At 57.3% G+C, this 18,608-nt stretch carries 15 protein-coding genes; 2 read left to right on the top strand and 13 right to left on the bottom strand.

The features are described 5' to 3' along the window. Positions 1 to 9: 9 nt before the first annotated feature. On the bottom strand, positions 10 to 738 hold the full coding sequence (locus tag N909_RS0117595) for a hypothetical protein (RefSeq protein WP_029917450.1): 729 nt from the start codon (positions 736 to 738) through the stop codon (positions 10 to 12). 244 nt (positions 739 to 982) lie between these two features. Between N909_RS0117595 and N909_RS0117590 the strand changes: the two genes are divergently transcribed. Together N909_RS0117590 and pdxH are read left to right on the top strand one after the other, a co-directional pair. Continuing rightward, a complete protein-coding gene (locus N909_RS0117590; protein ID WP_084167802.1) occupies positions 983 to 1,333 on the top strand; it encodes a cupin domain-containing protein in 351 nt (116 codons plus the stop codon). A 397-nt stretch (positions 1,334 to 1,730) separates the two neighbouring features. Continuing rightward, the gene (gene pdxH, locus N909_RS0117585) at positions 1,731 to 2,351 is read left to right on the top strand and encodes a pyridoxamine 5'-phosphate oxidase (RefSeq protein WP_029917448.1); all 621 of its coding nucleotides are present in this window, start codon (positions 1,731 to 1,733) and stop codon (positions 2,349 to 2,351) included. 6 nt (positions 2,352 to 2,357) lie between these two features. Here pdxH and N909_RS24875 read toward each other — a convergent pair whose 3' ends face one another. From N909_RS24875 to N909_RS0117525, 12 genes are all read right to left on the bottom strand, one after another. Further along, on the bottom strand, positions 2,358 to 4,976 hold the full coding sequence (locus tag N909_RS24875; protein ID WP_051689924.1) for a response regulator: 2,619 nt from the start codon (positions 4,974 to 4,976) through the stop codon (positions 2,358 to 2,360). Between the two features lie 331 nt (positions 4,977 to 5,307). Further along, on the bottom strand, positions 5,308 to 6,492 hold the full coding sequence (gene ftsZ, locus N909_RS0117575) for a cell division protein FtsZ (protein ID WP_029917446.1): 1,185 nt from the start codon (positions 6,490 to 6,492) through the stop codon (positions 5,308 to 5,310). A 143-nt stretch (positions 6,493 to 6,635) separates the two neighbouring features. Then, positions 6,636 to 7,865, bottom strand: a complete 1,230-nt coding sequence (gene ftsA / locus N909_RS0117570) for a cell division protein FtsA (RefSeq protein ID WP_029917445.1) — start codon at positions 7,863 to 7,865, stop codon at positions 6,636 to 6,638. A 15-nt stretch (positions 7,866 to 7,880) separates the two neighbouring features. Continuing rightward, a complete protein-coding gene (locus tag N909_RS0117565) occupies positions 7,881 to 8,729 on the bottom strand; it encodes a cell division protein FtsQ/DivIB (RefSeq protein WP_029917444.1) in 849 nt (282 codons plus the stop codon). Positions 8,730 to 8,740: 11 nt separating this feature from the next. Beyond that, a complete protein-coding gene (locus N909_RS0117560) occupies positions 8,741 to 9,676 on the bottom strand; it encodes a D-alanine--D-alanine ligase (RefSeq protein WP_245613630.1) in 936 nt (311 codons plus the stop codon). After that, the gene (murC, locus tag N909_RS0117555; RefSeq protein WP_029917442.1) at positions 9,669 to 11,057 is read right to left on the bottom strand and encodes a UDP-N-acetylmuramate--L-alanine ligase; all 1,389 of its coding nucleotides are present in this window, start codon (positions 11,055 to 11,057) and stop codon (positions 9,669 to 9,671) included. Before murC ends, N909_RS0117560 begins: the two co-directional genes overlap by 8 nt. Positions 11,058 to 11,072: 15 nt before the next feature. After that, positions 11,073 to 12,149 (bottom strand): undecaprenyldiphospho-muramoylpentapeptide beta-N-acetylglucosaminyltransferase, encoded by a 1,077-nt coding sequence (murG, locus tag N909_RS0117550; protein ID WP_029917441.1) that lies wholly within the window; start codon positions 12,147 to 12,149, stop codon positions 11,073 to 11,075. Continuing rightward, a complete protein-coding gene (ftsW, locus tag N909_RS0117545) occupies positions 12,146 to 13,249 on the bottom strand; it encodes a putative lipid II flippase FtsW (RefSeq protein WP_029917440.1) in 1,104 nt (367 codons plus the stop codon). Before ftsW ends, murG begins: the two co-directional genes overlap by 4 nt. Then, on the bottom strand, positions 13,246 to 14,607 hold the full coding sequence (murD, locus tag N909_RS0117540; RefSeq protein ID WP_029917439.1) for a UDP-N-acetylmuramoyl-L-alanine--D-glutamate ligase: 1,362 nt from the start codon (positions 14,605 to 14,607) through the stop codon (positions 13,246 to 13,248). Before murD ends, ftsW begins: the two co-directional genes overlap by 4 nt. Next, positions 14,604 to 15,680: a phospho-N-acetylmuramoyl-pentapeptide-transferase gene (gene mraY, locus N909_RS0117535; protein WP_029917438.1), complete on the bottom strand. Its 1,077-nt coding sequence runs from the start codon at positions 15,678 to 15,680 to the stop codon at positions 14,604 to 14,606. Before mraY ends, murD begins: the two co-directional genes overlap by 4 nt. A 3-nt stretch (positions 15,681 to 15,683) precedes the next feature. Further along, positions 15,684 to 17,078 carry a UDP-N-acetylmuramoyl-tripeptide--D-alanyl-D-alanine ligase gene (locus tag N909_RS0117530; RefSeq protein ID WP_029917437.1) on the bottom strand — a complete coding sequence of 465 codons (1,395 nt, stop codon included), beginning with the start codon at positions 17,076 to 17,078 and terminating at the stop codon, positions 15,684 to 15,686. Position 17,079: 1 nt separating this feature from the next. After that, positions 17,080 to 18,597, bottom strand: a complete 1,518-nt coding sequence (locus N909_RS0117525; protein ID WP_029917436.1) for a UDP-N-acetylmuramoyl-L-alanyl-D-glutamate--2,6-diaminopimelate ligase — start codon at positions 18,595 to 18,597, stop codon at positions 17,080 to 17,082. Positions 18,598 to 18,608 lie beyond the last annotated feature (11 nt).

Below are 18,608 nucleotides of genomic sequence, written 5' to 3'. Positions count from 1 at the left end.
AACCGATCGTCAGACCAGGGCCTCACCATCGGCCTTCACGGCCAATCGTCCATCGGCCGAGAATTCCAGGGAGATATCGCTGTCAGAACGTTGGCTGGAAAACAGGTAGCTGTATTTGGCGATGACGGCGTCGATCTCCGCCTGCCCTGAAGCAGCCCGGTATTCATCCTGGAAGGCCAGCGAATCTCTCATTCCTGCCAGGTGGGAGGCCAGGGCATTGACGGTACGGAGTTCTTTCTCCATGGCGGGATTGTCGTCGAGCATCTGCTGGAATTGTGAGCTATAAGGATAGTCGTCAGGCAGCTCCATGGCTCCTTGCGAATCGTAGCTGATACTGTCCGGTGCGGAAGGGATTTGGTATTTTGCCAGTAACCCTGACATGCCGCTGGAGATATGTTCGCTCAAAGCAGCGACGTTTTTCTGGGTCGGCAGCAACAACGGGGGCAGTTCCGAGTCTTTAAAACTGATACTGTCCATCCCCGAAAAATAATCATTGAGATCAACCCCGACCCAGCCCCGGTCGGTATTCATGGTCGTTGCGTCGGCAGCAACAGCGCCCTCTTCCGCCGCCTCCTGAGCCGCAAGCAACTTACGGGCCTCCGGTGAAATGGAGGTGCTATCCGTCCCCTTGGGTGCGGCCGCGGCGCTGTTGCCAGCGGCGTACGCGTCCGCTGACCTGCCCGACAGAGTGCTGACCGAATTGTAGAGACCATAACCGGTGGTGGATTGAATATTCATGACCTGTTTCCTTTCCTGTACGGCCGGCCTTGTCAGTTCATGACGAAAAACCGCTATCCATGCCTTCCTCTCTATCGGCAGGAAGGATGAAGTTTTTTAGCTAAATTGAAAGTCAGCGAAGCCCGCGTCATGTTCCGGGCGGCAAATATGCTTGCCGCCGAGTTTGACACTAACCTGCGCTGCCAAAGATGACAAAACTTGTTATAGTTACAGAAATCCTGATCCCCAAGCAAAGGAGCTAACCATGAGCAATGATGCCGACAAACTCACCATCGACGGAGCCAACCCGGAACTGCTGGTGTCAATGACCGAATATCAAAAAGGATCCGTGGTCAGCCGGACCCTGCTGCAGAACGACAGCGGCACCCTGACCATATTCAGCTTTGACGAGGGGCAAGCCCTCTCCGAGCATACCGTCCCTTACAACGCGTTCATTCAGGTGCTGGACGGAGCAGCGGAGATCACCATCGGCGGCAAGGTCTGTCAGGTCAAAACTGGAGAAATCGTGCTGATGCCCGGCGGAGTCCCTCATGCGGTCAAAGCGGTGAAAAAGTTCAAGATGCTGCTGACCATGTTCAGGAAGAAGGTAGCGTAAGGGGGGGATATTTGGCGGGACAAGGCCGGTTTCTTTCGTTGATTAACGTTGGGGTTTCGGTCTCACAGCAAAATCCAAATCCCCCTTAGTCCCCCTTTGCTAAGGGGGAAAAAACCGGCAAGCATTTCTTTTTTATTAACTGAAGCAGGTTGTTCTCCTTCCCCCTTGATGGGGGAAGGTCGGGATGGGGGTGAGACAATCCCATAGTCAATTTCGCGATCAAAGAAAGGATGCTGGGACGAGACCCGCCGATTTTTCTTGTTGCCCAACGATCGTATCCGGCCATGCCAAAAATCTTCAAAACCCTACAACCAAAGCCAAGACAGTGGCGCCGCCCGCCGTCCTCTTGGTTTATACTGGTAAACACACATCCCAATCAGGAAGCTGAGGCAATATCATGACCGAACAACTATCCTCTCCTCTGCACCGCCAGCGGCTAGATGCTGATCCGTTTCAACAGTTTCGCCGCTGGCTGACGGACGCAGAGCAGGCCGGTATTGAACTGGCCAATGCGATGACTTTGGCAACGGCGGACCGTGACGGAAAACCTGCGGCGCGAATTGTTCTGCTGCGGGGGCTCGACGAGCGCGGGTTTGCCTTTTTCAGCAATTATCACAGCCGTAAGGGGCAGCAGCTGGGTGAAAACCCGTTTGCCGCGCTGGTCTTTTACTGGCCGGAGTTGGCCCGACAAGTGCGTATTGAAGGGACCGTGGAACTACTCAGCCTGGCCGAGTCGGACCATTACTTTGCCAGCCGGCCCAGGGGTCATCAGCTCGAAGCCCATGCCTCAGCGCAAAGTCAGGTCATTGCCAGCCGGCAATATTTAGAGCAGGAATTCAGCATAGTGGAACAGCAATTTGCGGGGCGGGACGTCCCTCGTCCGCAGCACTGGGGCGGCTACCGAGTGGTTCCGCAGATTCTGGAATTCTGGCAACAGGGTGCCCATCGCCTGCATGACCGGCTGCGCTATCGCCGCTTCAAACCTAACGGTTGGGTGATCGAGCGCCTGGCACCCTGAAACGCTCTACGGTTCGGCCAAATTGGCCACGGGTTTCCGGTCCAAAACCTCCCGGATCGCCTGCAACAGCCTTGGCAAGGGCAAAGGTTTGGTCAGATAGCCGGCGAAGCCCAGCTTCAGTGCTTCTGCTTCGGTGAGCTTGGAACTGTAGCCGGTCAGCAGCAGGATGGGAAGATCGGGCTTGATTTTATGAAATTCGGCAAGTAACTCCACCCCGGTCAACTTGGGCATGGTCTGGTCGGTAATCACCAGGGAATATTTATCCCGCTCCCGGCTGACCCGGTCCAAGGCGGCAATGCTATCGGTCTCCGCCGCCACCTGGTAGCCCATGGCCCCCAAGGTCATGGAAAAAGTCTGCACCAGCAGTTCCTCATCATCGACGATCAGGATGGATTCCGTCCCCCCGAGCAATTCTTCTTCCACCACTTCTGTTTGCTCCAACGGTGTTGGGCCGGTCGGGAAAAACAGCTCAAACCTGGTCCCATGTCCGGGCCGGCTTTTCACCTGGATGAATCCGCGATGTTTTTTAACGGTGCCGAGAACCGTCGACAAGCCGAGGCCGGTCCCATCTGCCGCTCCTTTGGTGGTAAAGAACGGATCAAATATTTTTTCGATTGTTGCGGCGGACATCCCGCAACCGGTATCTTCGATCCCAAGCCGCACAAAATGCCCCGGGGTCGCGTTAAACCGGTCCGGAATCTGTTCCTGCTGCAGTTCAATCCGTTTAAATGAAATTGTCAGGGTGCCTTTTTCCCCCATGGCATAAACGGCATTGGTGCAGATATTGATAATCGCTTCCTGAAGTTGATTGGCATCAGCGTTCACATAGATTGTCTGATCCTTGAGTTCGATGTGGGTATCAATCTTCACCGAGGAAGGAAGGGTTGATCTTAACAGCTGCAGCGTCTCGGCAAGACATTTGGAAAACTGGACCGGAAGGAAGCGGGGCGGCTCCTTGCGGCTGTAGGTCATGATTTTTCTGACCAGGTCACTGGCTCTCTGAGCCGCGATGAACGCATTGCGCAGATGCTCCGTGCCGACAGTATTCCGCTGCATCTTGAGTTGAGCCAATTCCAGGTTGCCGAGGATAATCGCCAGATTATTATTGAAATTGTGAGCAATTCCACCAGCCATAGTGCCGATGGTTTCCATCTTCTGCGACTGCCGCAGCTGGAATTCCAGTTCGGCCTCACGGGTCACATCCCGCAAAATCAGAATCAGCCGGCCGGCATCCTTCTTGTCACGGGCCAGGGGGGACAAGATCAATTCTTTCTCCAGGGTCGCCTGATCCGTTCCCGTAGCGCTGAACCGACCGGTCCAGGACAGCTCGTTGTCAATGGCCGCCCGAATGGAAGAGGCCTGATCGTTGGGGAGAATTGCGTCCCCAAGCTCAAATATCCCTTTCCCCAACAGCTCTGCAGACGATTTTCCGGTCAGACTCATCAGCCCCTGATTGACATAATCGATAGTGCCGTTTTTCCCTGCAATGGCAAGACCGAGAGGGCATTCATCGAGAGCCGCGACCAGTTGCCCGGATTGGCGATTGAACTGATCGCGCAACCGGGCCGCCCGGGCATAGAGATAAGCTCCCAGCAGGCTGATGGCGGCCAGAATTGCCACGCCGAGCCTCAATGAATGGACATGGGAAGCCATCAGTCGGGGCATGGTTCCAGGCGGCAGCCGCTCCAGCAGAGTCCAGCGTTGCTCAACTGATTGCGGCGCGACTTCTTCAATGCGGGGGTTAAAGAGGAATTGGGCGCTATTGACTGACAGAAAGGCGGAGAGCCTCTGCTCACTGAAAAAGTAGCCGCGGGGTGAGGCATTAATCTGTGCCCACAGGTCCGGTTCTTCTGTGGCCAAATTGAACTCCCGCCGTGTCGGCAGCATGAAGCCCCACTCTTTTTCCTGAGTGGGCCCCTTGAGATAGAAGCCTTCTCCGTTAATGAGCTGAACCTGCCCCTGACTGGTCGGAAAAATATCGTTCAGCCCTTGCAGCAGGTTTTCAGCCAGGTAGTTTAACACCAGCACTCCGGCAACCTGATTGCGGGTGTCGATGAGCTTCATAGCCACCCGGATCATCGGCTTGTAGGGGAGTTCGATCGCTCCATTTTCTACGCTCAAGTCCAGGGGGGAAGCATAGAAAACCCCCGGGGGTAAGGCGATGGCCTGCCGGAAGTAATAGCGTTGCGATTTGTCCTGCAGTTCTTCATCCCCAACAATGACCGCCTTCCCCGGCAGGGCGTTCACCCTGATCACTTCCATACCGTCCGGGGCTAACAAACGGATCTGGTCGTAATGGTGGCGCAGGTTGACAAAATCGCTGAAACGGGTTTCCAGATTGTGGCGGGCAACGAAGGAGGGGCTATCGAGATAGGTCCTTAAAACGCTGCTGGACGAAAGCAACGCAAGGTCACCGGTTAAGTCGTGCAACTCTTTTTTGAGGTAAAATTCACTGAGATCAAGATTCCGGGTCAACTCGGCCTTGAGTTGGATCAGCTCCTGGCGATAGAGGGAATTGTATAATCCCCAGGTGCCCAAGCCGATCAGAACCAGGCACACCCCCCAAATCATCGCAAACCGTTTGATCCATGGGTCGTCGTTTCGTCGTTGAAACTGAAACGCCATGTTCCCTCCCATCAGAACAATATAAGAGCTTCCCTTGAATGATCAGGGCGTAGCAACAGATCGCCGTGGAACATCCGTTCCTCTCACCTGGAGAACGGCCAAGTGGGCATCGAGCAGACAAGACGCTTATATTAAACCATTGCACAGAAAAAAAGAAAAGGGGCCACAATGGCCCCTTGGACGAGGGAGTCGTCGGGAGTACATAACAATGTACAGACTGCTGTACATCTGCCGGGCGGAGAACCGGCGTTCATGACAGAGGCAATACTCTTTCAATGCATCTGCAAGGCAGTGCAGAAAATAACAGGATCGATGTAAAAAACGGGACGAATCAATCAACCCGACGTCTGAGAAAGGTCGGGATATCAAACTGCTCGTCGTCAACAAACAGATCACGCGGCTGGCTGGGCAGATCGCGGGTCCTGCGGCCGTAAGGGACGCCGGTCGGTTGTTGATTACGAATATGGGTCGGGATGTCAAGATCGATCTTGCTGCTGGCCTGGGCCAACATCTGGGCACGTTGATCAATGATGTCGGAGACCTTCTTCTTTTCTTCCTGAGGGTCGCCGAAACCGGTCGCTATCGCGGTGATCTTGATGTTATCGCCAAGGCTTTCGTCGATGACCAGACCGACAATGATATTGGCGTCTTCGTGGACTTTTTCATGAATGATGGTGGAGGCTTCTTCAAATTCTTCCATGGTCATGTTGGACGAACCGGAGATATTGACCAGCACACCCATGGCGCCGGAGATATCGACCTCTTCCAACAACGGGCTGCTGATGGCACTGTGGGCGGCTTCGGCAGCGCGGCGTTCGCCTTCGGCCATACCGATCCCCATCATGGCCATACCGCGGTTACTCATGACGGTGCGCACGTCGGCAAAGTCGACGTTGATCAGGCCTTCGGTGGTAATCAGATCTGAAATCCCCTGCACCGCCTGCCGCAGCACATCGTCGGCGGGCTTGAAGGCATCCAGGATGCTCATGTTTTTACCAGCCAGGCCGAGCAGGCGATCGTTGGGAATCACCACCAGCGAATCAACCACCTCACGCAATTGGGCGATCCCTTCATCGGCGCGCTGCATGCGTTGCCGACCTTCCCGGGAGAAGGGTTTGGTCACCACCCCAACGGTCAGCGCCCCGGCCTCTTTGGCAGCCTTGGCAATGACCGGTGCGGCACCGGTTCCGGTCCCACCGCCCATCCCGGCAGCAACAAAGATCATATCGGCACCGGTGAACAATTCGACCAGGCGGGACAGGTCCTCCTCCGCAGCCTGACGACCGATTTCCGGATTGGCGCCCGCTCCGAGCCCTTTGGTCAGTCCGGAACCAAGCTGAATTTTCATGGACGCTTCGCTTTTGCGGAGCGCTTGTGCATCGGTGTTGGCCGCAAGAAATTCGACCCCGTCGACCTTGCAGCGGATCATGGTGTTAACGGCATTGCCTCCGCCACCACCGACGCCGATCACTTTGATTCTCGCAACCTGATCGAGATTCTCTTCAAACTGAAACATGACTCCCTCTTGATTAGGCATAATGCCCTCCCCTGTTGCTGTGTTTCCGGTTTCTCCGCGACCCCGAAAACTGGTTATATACAAGTTACTATAAGTTACCAAAATTCAACTAAATAGACAAGTAATTATATAATAATTATTTATCAGAAAAACTCACTGAACCATTCCTTCATCCGGCGTGAAACCCGCTCAAACAGGTTGGCATCACCCGCTTTGAAGGTCTGCACCTTGGTGTTCATGCTGCCATGCTTGACCAGGCCGACTCCGGTGGCATAGATGGGCGAGGCAACAACATCAACCAACCCACCGATATTCAAGGGTTTTCCACGCCGCACCGGAAGATTGAAGACCTGTTCGGCCAGCTCCGGCATCCCCGGCAGAATGGCACTGCCGCCGGTGATGACCACGCCGGAAGCGATCAGATCCTCGTAACCGCTCTTGATAATCTCCCGGTTGACCAGGGAAAAGATTTCTTCCACCCGCGGCTCAAGGATCTCGGCCAGCAGCTGCCGGGACAGAATGCGTGGTTCGCGCCCGCCCACCGAAGGGACTTCGATGGTTTCATCCTTGCCGACCATGGAGGTCAGGCAGCAGCCATAAGCCTGTTTGATCTTCTCAGCTTCCGCCATGGGGGTGCGCAGGCCGACGGCGATGTCATTGGTCAGGTGGTCGCCGCCGATGGAGAGGACCGAGGTATGCTTGATCGCCCCTTCCGAGAAGATGGCGATGTCGGCGGTTCCGCCGCCGATATCAACCAGGGCCACCCCGAGCTCCTTTTCATCCGGGGAGAGCACCGCCTCGCTGCTGGCCAGTTGCTCCAGAACGATATCGGCGACATCCGCCCCGGCCCGGTTACAGCTCTTAATGATATTCTGGGCGCTGGCCACCGCACCGGTCACGATATGGACCTTGGCTTCCAGGCGGACCCCGCTCATCCCCAAGGGTTCGCGGATGCCGTCCTGATCATCGATGATGAATTCCTGGGGCAGAATATGCAGAACTTCGCGGTCCATCGGTATCGCTATCGCTTTTGCCGCATCGATAACCCGCTGCAAATCTTCGGTGGTGACCTCGCGGTTCTTGATGGCAATCACCCCTTGGGAATTGAGCCCCTTGATGTGACCGCCGGCAATTCCTGCGTAAACCGATTTGATCTCGCAGCCGGCCATCAGTTCAGCTTCGCGAATCGCTTTCTGGATTGCGGCGACAGTACTTTCAATATTGATGACCACACCTTTGCGCAATCCCTTTGACGGGCTGGTACCGATACCGACAATCTCCAGACCGTCCTCCGTCATGTTGCCGACAATGCAACAGATCTTGGTGGTCCCGATATCCAGGCCGACGATCAAATTTTCAGTTTTCTTGCTCATGACACCCCCTTGGTATCAGCTTTTGGCCGAAGTTTTCGACCGTTGTATTCGAACAATGACTTTTTCATCAACATTGAGATCTATGTAATCGAGGATCGGCAGCTTGGGCTGCAGCTGGGCATAAATCTGTTCCAGGCGATCGATCTTCCTGGCAAAATGGTCCCAGCCCAGCTTAATGGCGACGCCGCCGTTCATGGTCAACAGGGTCAGACCGTTTTCAGCGGTCCGGTGAATTTCCGAGACCTGTGCCAGATTGAGGGTCTTGCGTTGCTTCAGATCGGCAATCAGCGTCACAATCTGCTTCAGCAACTGGGCATATTCAGTTTCATGCTGCTGGGCACGCTCATAATCGAATCCCGTCACCACCGGAAAATCCAGTTGGTCGCTGCTGTCCAGGACCTTGAAAATCTCGCCATGGTCATCAAGGTAATACAGGTAGCCGAGGTTGATAATCGCCACCGGCTTACGTTCAACCAGGGTAATTTTGACCTGGCGCGGAAAAATCCGCTGCACCCGGGCTTGCTTTACCCAGGGGTTTTCCTCGATTTTGTGCCCGATCATGCCCAGATCCAGGCTGAAAGTATTGACCCCGGGCTCAATATCCGACAACAGCACGATCTGTTCCCGAGTCAGCCGGGTATTGCCGGTCACATCGATAGTGTCGATGCGAAACATGTCCGAAGCCATCAGCAGCTGGACCAGGAAGAACCCGCCCACCACCACTAAAGCGGCGCTGAACAGGGCCACCCCGACACGTAAAGCGCGATGCAGGAATTTACGCACTTCGAGGGGCTTGCGCTCCTGCTTGCGGCGATTCCTGCGCACTTTCCTGGTCTTCTGTTGATGACTTTTCAGATCACGCATGGTCTCAACTCTTATTTGTCCAGATCCGCGTCGTCCAACAACATTTCAACCAGCTGCGGAAAGGCGATCCCCGCGGCCGCAGCGGCCTTGGGCAGCAGGCTGGTTTCGGTCATCCCCGGAATGGTATTGACTTCGATGCAATAGTATTCACGCTCCCGCAGCATGAAATCGACCCGGGCGGCACCTCGACAACCGAGGGCCCGATAAGCGGCTTCGGCGGCCCGCTGGACCTGCTGATAAACTTCCGCATCAATGGGTGCGGGCAGCAGATAGGCGGTATCGCCGGAGAAATACTTGGCCTGGTAATCATAAAAACCGCTCTTGGGAACGATCTTGATGATCGGCAGGGCTTTGCCATTCAGCACCGATACGGTCAGCTCATCCCCGTCGATGAAATCTTCCACCAGCACGGTTCCGTCGAGTTCGGCAGCAGCAGCAATCCCCTGCCGAAGCACGTCTGCGGTCCGGGCGATGGTGATGCCGATGGTCGATCCCTCTCGTGAAGGTTTGACGATCAACGGCAGCTGCTGACAACGCGCCTGCAGATCGGCAATCGAATCTCCGGGGCGGATAAAATCAAACCCCGGCGTGGGCAGCTCATGAAAGAGCAACAGCTGCTTGGTCACCACTTTGTCAATGGCGATGCTGGAGGCCATGACCCCGCTCCCCGTGTAGGGAATCTGCATCATCTCCAGCAGACCCTGAACCCGGCCGTCTTCACCGAAGCGGCCGTGCAGAGCGATAAAGGCGACCTCAACCCCGCTTTGGCGAAGTTGTTCGGGCAGGTCGGTGCCGGCGTCGATGGGCACGGCATCGTAGCCCAATTCACGCAGCGCAGTTAATGCGGCGGTTCCGGTTTTCAGCGATATTTCGCGTTCTGCGGACAAGCCCCCCAGCAGCACGCCGATCTTCTTGCCACGCATGCGGCCGGTGTTCAACTCATTCAAAACGGGTCTCCTTGTTCCTGAGCCGCTCGGCCACCAGGGCGCAAACCTGGTTGACGTTGCCCGCCCCCAGAGTCACCACCATATCCCCCGCTTCAACCAGTCCGGCGACATGGTCACTGACCTCTTCCAGAGACGCCAGGTAGGTCACCTCTTTGTGGCCGTGGTCGGCTATGCCGGCGGCCAGGGCAGCGCCGGTCGCTCCTTCAATCGGATCCTCCCCGGCCGCATAGACATCGGTGACCACCAGATGGTCGGCCTGATAGAACGCGGTCAGAAAATCTTCGAATAGTGCCGCGGTTCGACTGAAGCGATGGGGTTGAAACACTGCGATGATTCGTTTATTCCAGCCACTCTTGGCCGCCCCGAGGGTAGCGCGGATTTCAGCCGGATGATGGCCGTAATCGTCGATCAGCATGACCCCGTTGACTTCTTCGCGCAGCTGAAACCGCCGCTGCAATCCGCCGAAGTTGCGGAACCCGCCGATAACGGTCTGAAAAGGGATCTCCAGTTCATGGGCAACGGCGATAACCGCCAGGGCGTTGAGAACATTGTGCCGCCCCGGCATGCGGAAAGAAATTCGCCCCAACTCCTGCCCTTTGTAAAAAGCGTTGAAACTGGTTCGCCCCTGGCGATGACGGATGTCGTCGGCGTAAAAGTCGGCCTGCGGCGTAAATCCGTAGGTCGTGTAACGTTTCTTGACCTCGGGCAGGATCTCCTGCACGTTGCGGTCTTCCAGACACAACACTGCCCGACCGTAAAACGGCACCTTGTTGATGAAATTGATAAAAATCTGCTTAATCTCGTCAATTCCCGAATAAAAATCGAGGTGATCGGCATCAATATTGGTCACCACGGCAATGGTTGGCGACAGGTGCATGAACGACCCGTCCGACTCGTCCGCCTCCGCAACCAGGAACTTGCCCCGTCCCAATTTGGCGTTGGAGCCGAACACATCCAGCTTGCCGCCGATGACCGCTGTGGGATCGATCCCGGCATGATGCAGCACCACCGACATCATACTGGTGGTGGTGGTCTTGCCGTGGGTTCCGGCGATGGCGATGCCGTACTTCATGCGCATCAGTTCCGCCAGCATCTCCGCCCGCGGAATCACTGCGACATGCTGCCGGTTGGCTTCCACGACCTCCGGATTGGTGGCCTTGACCGCGGTGGAGGTCACCACCACATCGACATCATGGACATTTTCGGCCTGGTGGCCGATGACGATCTCCCCGCCCAGTTCGGCAAGTCTGCGGGTCGTATCGGAATCGCGCAGGTCTGAACCGGACACATGATAGCCCTGGTTGAGCAGCAACTCGGCGATTCCGCTCATGCCGATACCGCCGATGCCGACAAAATGTATTTTTTTAATCCGTCCGTACATGAACCGGTCTCCTTCTCATTTACGTTCCAACAACTTGCGGCATTCCGTCAGGATGCGCTGTGCCGCCCCCGGGCTGCCGAGCAAACGGCTGTTCTCAGCCATCAACTGCAGACGTTCCCGGTCGTTAAACAGAATCTGCACTCTCATGGCCAGGGTTTCGGCGTTCAGTTCGGTCTGGGGCAACAGCTCGGCCGCTCCTTTGCGGTCAAAAGCGCGGGCATTCGAGGTCTGGTGATCCGCCGCCGCAAACGGAAACGGGATCAGGATCGCCGGACGGCCGGTCGCTGCCAGTTCGGCCAGCGTGGTGGCGCCGGCCCGACAGACCACCAGGCTGGCGTCCCGATAGGCTGCCGCCATATCGTCAATGAACGGAATCACCTGAGCCGGATCAAGTCCGGCGTCCTGATAGGCCTGGCGAACCTGGGCAAAATCCTCTTCTCCGGTCTGATGCAGAAACTCCGGGCGACCCGGCCACTCCTTCATTAACGGCAACATGGCCATAACCGTCTGATTGATGGCGCGAGCGCCACGGCTACCGCCGAAAATCAGCAGCTTGCCGGGTTCGGGCAGCAGCGCCGGAACATCTTCCAACCCCTGGCGCAACGGATTACCGGTCACCACCACGCGCTCGGCCGGAAAGCTGCCCGCACTTTCCTGAAACGACAGGCAAATGCGTCTGGCCCCTTTGCCCAGCAAGCGGTTACTGAGCCCCGGCAAAGCATTCTGCTCATGAATCAGGTAGGGAATGCCACCGGTCTTCGCCGCCAGCAGGACCGGCACCGAGGCATAGCCGCCGACCCCGATCACCAGATCCGGGTTGAAATCCCGCAAAATCCGCCGTGCCTGGCGGAAACTTTTCAGCAACTTGGGAATCATTTCAAAGCGTCCCTGCCAGCCCCGCCCGACCACGCCGACCATGTCAACGGTGGCCAGCGGCAACCCGAGTTTCGGCAGCATCCGCTGTTCCAACCCCTGACTGGTGCCGACAAACAGGACCTGGCTGTCAGGCTCCTGGTCGAGCAGGTGCTGGGCCAGTGCCACGGCCGGAAACAAGTGCCCCCCGGTGCCTCCTCCGGCCAGCAGCAGTTTCATGGTTGGCCTCCCGTGCTCGAAGAGATATTCAACAAAATGCCGACCGAAACCAGGCAGACCACCAGGCTGGTACCACCGTAGGAAATAAACGGCAGGGCCAACCCCTTGGTCGGCAGCAAGCCCATGCAGACCGATAGATTAACAAACGCCTCCAATCCGAGGAGCAGCGTCAGCCCAAAGGCGAGATTGCGTCCGAAAGGATCGGTGCATTTCAGCGCGATGCGAATGCCACACAGCACCATCGTCAAAAACAACGCCGCGACCACCAGCACCCCGACCAGGCCCAATTCTTCACCGATCACCGAAAAGATGAAATCGGTATGGGCCTCCGGGAGGTAAAACAGCTTCTGTTCACCGATCCCCAGGCCCTGCCCAAAGATCCCGCCATTGCCGAAAGCGACCAGGCTCTGAATGATCTGGAACCCGGTGTCGAAAGGATCTTCCCAGGGGTTGAGGAAAGCCAGAATCCGCCGCCGCCGATAATCGACCTGCATGACCAGGAAGTAGAGAACCGGCAGGGACATCAGCACGGTCAGCCCGATGTACTGCCAGCGCACCCCGGCGACAATCAGCATACCAAGGGCCACCCCAGCGATGATCATGGCGCTGCCCAGGTCCGGCTGTTTCAGCAGCATCGCCAAGAGCAGTCCAAGGACGATCATGTAAGGCAGATAGCCTTTGCTCAAAGAGCGGACCTTTTCTTTTTTCCGGGTCAGCGAATGGGCCAGGTACAGCACCATCGACAATTTGACCAATTCCGCAGGCTGCAGGGTCAGGCCGGGAATCCGCAGCCAGCGCAGAGCGCCGCCAACCCGCACGCCGACCCCTGGGATAAACAGCAACAGCAGCAGGAAAATGCTCCCCAACAGCGCCGGCACCGCCAGTTTGCGCCAGTTCTGGTATTTGAAATAGGTCGCCGCAGCCATCAGGATAAAGCCGACCAGGGTATAAACCAGCTGCCGTTTGAGAAAGTAAAAGCCATCATGAAAGCGCTCTTCAGCCATAATCGCCGAGGAGGAATAGATCATCACCACGCCGATGCAGGTCAGTGCGACGGTCAGAACCAGCAATGAGGTATCGACATCGCGGCGCAGCATCATGAGAAAGTCTCCGTTTCCGGCAGCTGGCAGACCAGCCGCGCAAACTCGTGGCCGCGTTCCTCGTAGCTGTGGAACATGTCATAACTGGAGCAAGCCGGCGACAGCAGCACTTCATGACCGGGCTCAGTCAAAACATGGGCCATGCGCACCGCCGTGGGCAGGTCCGCGGCCATGCGGATGGTGCAGGTTCCCACCAGTTCCTCCGCCATTTTCCGCGCCGCCTCGCCGATCAGGATCAGATGCTTGATTTTGGCTTCCAGCAGCGGTCGTAACGGCGCATAGGAACCGCCCTTATCCTTGCCTCCGGCAATCAGCGTTGCGCCCGGTTGTAAACCGGCCAGGCTTTTGACCACGCTGCCAACATTGGTCCCTTTCGAGTCATTAATCCAACGCACGCCGTTGAGGGTCCGCACCAGCTGCATGCGGTGCTCCAGACCGGGGAAAGCGCAGACCGCCTGCCAGGCGACCTCGGCCGGGCACCCTTGCAGCAGGGCGGCAACCATGGCGGCCATGGCATTTTCGATGTTATGTTCGCCGCTCAGCTGCAACGGCTGCAGGGGCAGTTCCACGCTGGCACCCTGCCAGTTCCAGACCAGCCGTTCGCCCAACCGAACCATCCCGTCAACCATGCGTCCACGGGCCGAAAACCAGACCTTGGTGGCGGCAATGTCCTCAGCCAACCGGCAGACCTCCGGATCATCGGCATTGAGCACCGCGAAGTCGGCCACTGTCATGTTCTTGAACAGCCTCAGCTTGGCCCGGTAGTAGCTCTCCAGATCCGCATAGCGGTCGAGATGATCGGGGCTCAGATTCAACAGCAGGCCGATAGCCGGGTGAAAGTGATCGATTGTTTCCAACTGAAAGGAGGACAACTCCACCACGACCCGGTCATAATCGTCCCGGCAGGCCTGCACCAGGGGCGTGCCCAGATTACCGCCGACAAAAGTCCGCTGCCCCCAGGCCTGCAGGATTTCACCGAGCAGGCTGGTGGTGGTCGATTTGCCGTTGGTTCCGGTGACACCGATAATCGGTACGTCGATTTCCCGGGCCGCGATTTCAACCTCGCCGAGCAGGGGAATATTGCAGGAGGCAGCCCGCTGCAGCGGCGGGCAGGTCAGCGGCACGCCGGGGCTGACCGCGACCAGGTCGGCCTGTTCGAACAGGGACAGGTCGTGACCACCCAGGTCCAGGCGTACCGGCAGATCCTGCAGCGTCTCCAGCCCGGCCAATTGGTCGTGACGCCGTTGATCGGACAGGGCAACCATGGCACCCCGCTCAGCCAGAAAGCGCACCAGGGCCTGACCGCTCAGGCCAGCCCCGATAACCACGACACGTGTGTTGAAAAAGTCTTGTTTCATCTCAGTTTCAGCGTCGACAGAGCCACCAGAGCCAGAATGATACTGATAATCCAGAAGCGGACTATGATCTTGGGCTCCGGCCAACCTTTCAATTCAAAATGATGGTGAATCGGCGCCATGCGGAACACCCGCCGCCGCCAGTAACGGAATGAGGTCACCTGGACAATCACCGACAGTGCCTCAATCACAAAAATCCCGCCGACAATAACCAGCAGGAATTCGTTTTTGGTAATCACGGCAATCACCCCGAGGGCTCCCCCCAGCGACAGGCTGCCGACATCCCCCATGAAGACCTGGGCGGGATAGCTGTTAAACCAGAGAAAACCGAGTCCGGCGCCGATCATCGCGCCGCAGAGGATGGCCAGTTCCCCGGCCCCCGGAATTCCGGTAATCTGCAGATACTCCGACAACCGGGCATTCCCGGCCAGGTAAGCGAGGAGCAAAAAAGTCGCCGCGGCGATAATCATCGGCCCGATGGCCAGGCCGTCAAGCCCGTCCGTCAGGTTGACCGCATTGCTGGCCCCAACCATGACCAGCACCGCAAAGGGGATATAGAAGATCCCCAGATCCGGGTTAACGTTTTTAAAAAACGGTACGCTCAAATGGGTTTCGAAGCCGTTACTGAAATAGAGCAGCAGCGCTGCGATCAGGGCGATGACGATCTGCCAGAACATCTTCTGCCGGGCCGAAATCCCGTCGCTGTTTTTGCGCACGACCTTGAGGTAATCGTCGATGAAACCGACGGCTCCGTAACCAGCCGTGACCAACAGGGTTACCCAGATGTAGAGATTGGACAGATCGGCCCAGAGCAGGGTCGGCAGAATGATCGCCAGCAGAATCAGCGAACCACCCATAGTTGGGGTTCCCTCTTTGACAAAGTGCGATTCCGGTCCCACTTTGCGGATCGACTGGCCGATCTGCAGGCGCTGCAGAGTGGAGATCAACCAGGGACCGATCATGAACGAGATCAGCAGCGCCGTAATCGTTGCATAGATCGTCCGGAAGGTGATGTAGCGAAACACATACAGCACCGAATATTCGGTATGAAGAGGATAGAGAAGGTGATATAGCACCTGTCAGCTTCCTTTCTGCTCAGCGGCGGATTGCTCTGCCGTATTTTTCAATGCTGCACTGACGCGATCCAACTGGACTCCCCGTGACCCCTTGACCAGAATTCGGTCTCCCGGTCGCCGCTGCTCATTGATATAGTTGATGGCTGCTGCCGCATCGGCCAGCACAATGATACGATCTTTTGCCATGCCGGCCTGACTGGCCCCCCGCGCCAAGGCAGGAGCGTAACGTCCGACCGCGAGCAGCAGTTCGGCGGTCCGTGCCGCGCTGCCACCAAGCTGTTCATGCATCTGTTCTGAAATATCCCCTAATTCCAGCATATCGCCCAACACCGCCACCCGTCGACCCTGCCCCTTCAATTCGCTCAGCGCCTCCAGGGCCGCCTGAGCCGACATCGGGTTGGAATTATAACTGTCATCCAGCAACAGTCCGCCGCAGGGCAGCGCAGCAAGATTCATCCGCCCCTGCACCGGAACAAAAGCAGCCAGCCCGGCGGCAATTTCAGGCAGGGACACCGACAATTCAATAGCCGCCGCAGCAGCCGCCAGGGCATTATGAACGTTATGCCGCCCCGGGACGGGCAGATGAATCAGCTGCCGCTGACCTTTGAACTGCAGCTCAAAACTGACCGCGGCCGCATCCACCGTAATATCTGCAGCTCGCACATCAGCCGCCGCAGACAGTCCGTAGGTCAGTTTTTTCACGCCATTGGCCACCGGTAACCCGGCCACCCGGGAATCGTCCAGATTAATGATGGCGGTTCCGCCCTGCAGCCCGGCAAACAATTCGCCCTTGGCGCGGGAAACACCGTCCAGTCCGTGTAGGGTTTCCAGATGCGCCGGGCCGATATTGGTAATGATCCCCATGGAGGGCTGGGCAATCGCGGTCAACCGTTCGATTTCCCCCAGCGCACTGGTGCCCATTTCGATTACCGCCCACTGATCCTGCTCGGTCAACCGTAACAGGGTCAGCGGCAGGCCGATCAGGTTGTTGAAGTTGCCTGCGGTCTTCAACCCCGGGCCGAGCCGCCCCATAATGCTCGCAAGCATTTCCTTGGTGGTGGTTTTGCCAGCCGAACCGGTCACCGCCACCAACGGGCCACGCAACTGCAGGCGCCAAGCCGCGGCAATATCGCCAAGCGCGGTGAGGGTATTCGCAACCCGCACCACGGGGACGCTGAGCCCTTCGACCACTTCTTCGCTCAAACAGGCCGCCGCGCCGTTTTTGACCGCCTGGCTCAGGTAATCATGTCCGTCAAAGTGCTCTCCCCGTAACGGCACGAACAGCGCTCCGGGAACCATATTGCGGCTATCTGTGGAGACCCCGCTCAAACTGCAGGGACCCTTCTTTCCTGACCACACCCCTCCGGTGATCCGGGCTATCCGCTCGAGATCGAACATCTCAGGCTCCTCCAGACTCGGGCTGTTCAGGGACGTCGAAAGCCCGCTTCAGCTCTTCACGGTCATCAAAATGGATCTTGGTGGTACCAAGGATCTGATAATCCTCATGCCCCTTGCCGGCAACCAGCAGCAGGTCCCCGGCGGCAGCAAGCCGACAGGCAAATTCAATCGCAGGGCGCCGCTCCGGGATCATCACAAAACCGCGCGTTCCCGCCATTGCTTCGTCCCGCGACAACTCGACACTGCCGGCGGCAACCGCTCCCGCTTTGATTTGTTCGAGAATTTTCAGCGGATCTTCGGTCCGGGGATTGTCCGAGGTAAAGATCGCGACATCGGAATAACCAACCGCAGCCTGCGCCATGACCGGGCGTTTGGACGGGTCGCGATCACCACCACAGCCGACCACAGTAATCAGCCGCTTATGCTCCAAGGTCTGCAGGGTCTTGAGGACCTGCTCCAGAGCATCGCCGGTATGGGCGTAATCCACCAGCGCCAGCACCCCTTTGTCGTTAGCCACAACTTCGACCCGGCCGGGAACCTGGGACATCGCTTCAATTCCGCGCTCAATCACCGGATTGGGGATCCCCAGCTCCTGTGCGGCTGCCACTGCGGCAAGCAGATTGCTGACGTTAAAATCGCCGATCAGGGCACTGTTCACCGCCACTTGGCCATGCCGGCCGGCAAACACTCCGTGAATCCCATTGCGGTCCACGGTGATGTCCAGCGGGTGCAAGTCTGCATCGGCCTGTCGGCCGTAAGCGAAACGGGAACAATCTTCTTGTAACAGCCGCGCGCCAAAGGAATCGTCAGCGTTGATAAGCGCCTTGCCACTGCCCAGCAATTCGGTAAAGAGCCGTTTTTTACTGGCGAAATAATTTTCCAGATTATGATGGTAGTCGAGATGTTCGGCGGTCAGATTAGTAAAAACCGCCGCATCGAATTCAATACCATCGACCCGATGCTGTTCCAGGGCATGAGAGGAGGCCTCGAGAATAAAGGCATCGGCTCCCAAATCGCGAAATTCCCTCATCATGCGAATCAGCTCAAGGGACTCGGGCGTGGTATGTGACGAGCTGTGGCGCTGCTCGGCATAACGATAGTCAATGGTTCCGAAAACCGCCGGCCGGTAGCCACCCTGTTTAAGAATCGCTTCCAGAAGATAGGTAATGGTGGTTTTTCCATTGGTCCCGGTGACACCGATGACCGGCACCCCGCAACTCGGCTGGGCATAGAAAACCGCACTCATTTTGGCCATGGCCAGGCGCGCATCGGTAACCGTCACCGCGCAGCACCCGGCGGGCAGATCCGGCCATTCGCGTTCAGCGATAATGACCGTCGCTCCGTTTTGTAGCGCCTGGGGGATAAACTCGAAACCGTCGACTTTGACACCGGGCAGGGCAAAAAACAGGTATCCCGGCTCCACCCGACGGGAATCATAGGCCAGGCCGGAGACAGACTGGTCCATTGGGCCGTTAACAGCCGATGGTTGAACAGCGCTCAGTAATTTTTCCAAAGTCATATGCTGTCCTT

The sequence above is a fragment of the Pelobacter seleniigenes DSM 18267 genome, assembly GCF_000711225.1.
GTDB lineage: Bacteria > Desulfobacterota > Desulfuromonadia > Desulfuromonadales > Geopsychrobacteraceae > Seleniibacterium > Seleniibacterium seleniigenes.
The sequence above is the reverse complement of the archived record's forward strand: the minus strand, read 5'-3'. Positions and strand labels throughout refer to the sequence as shown.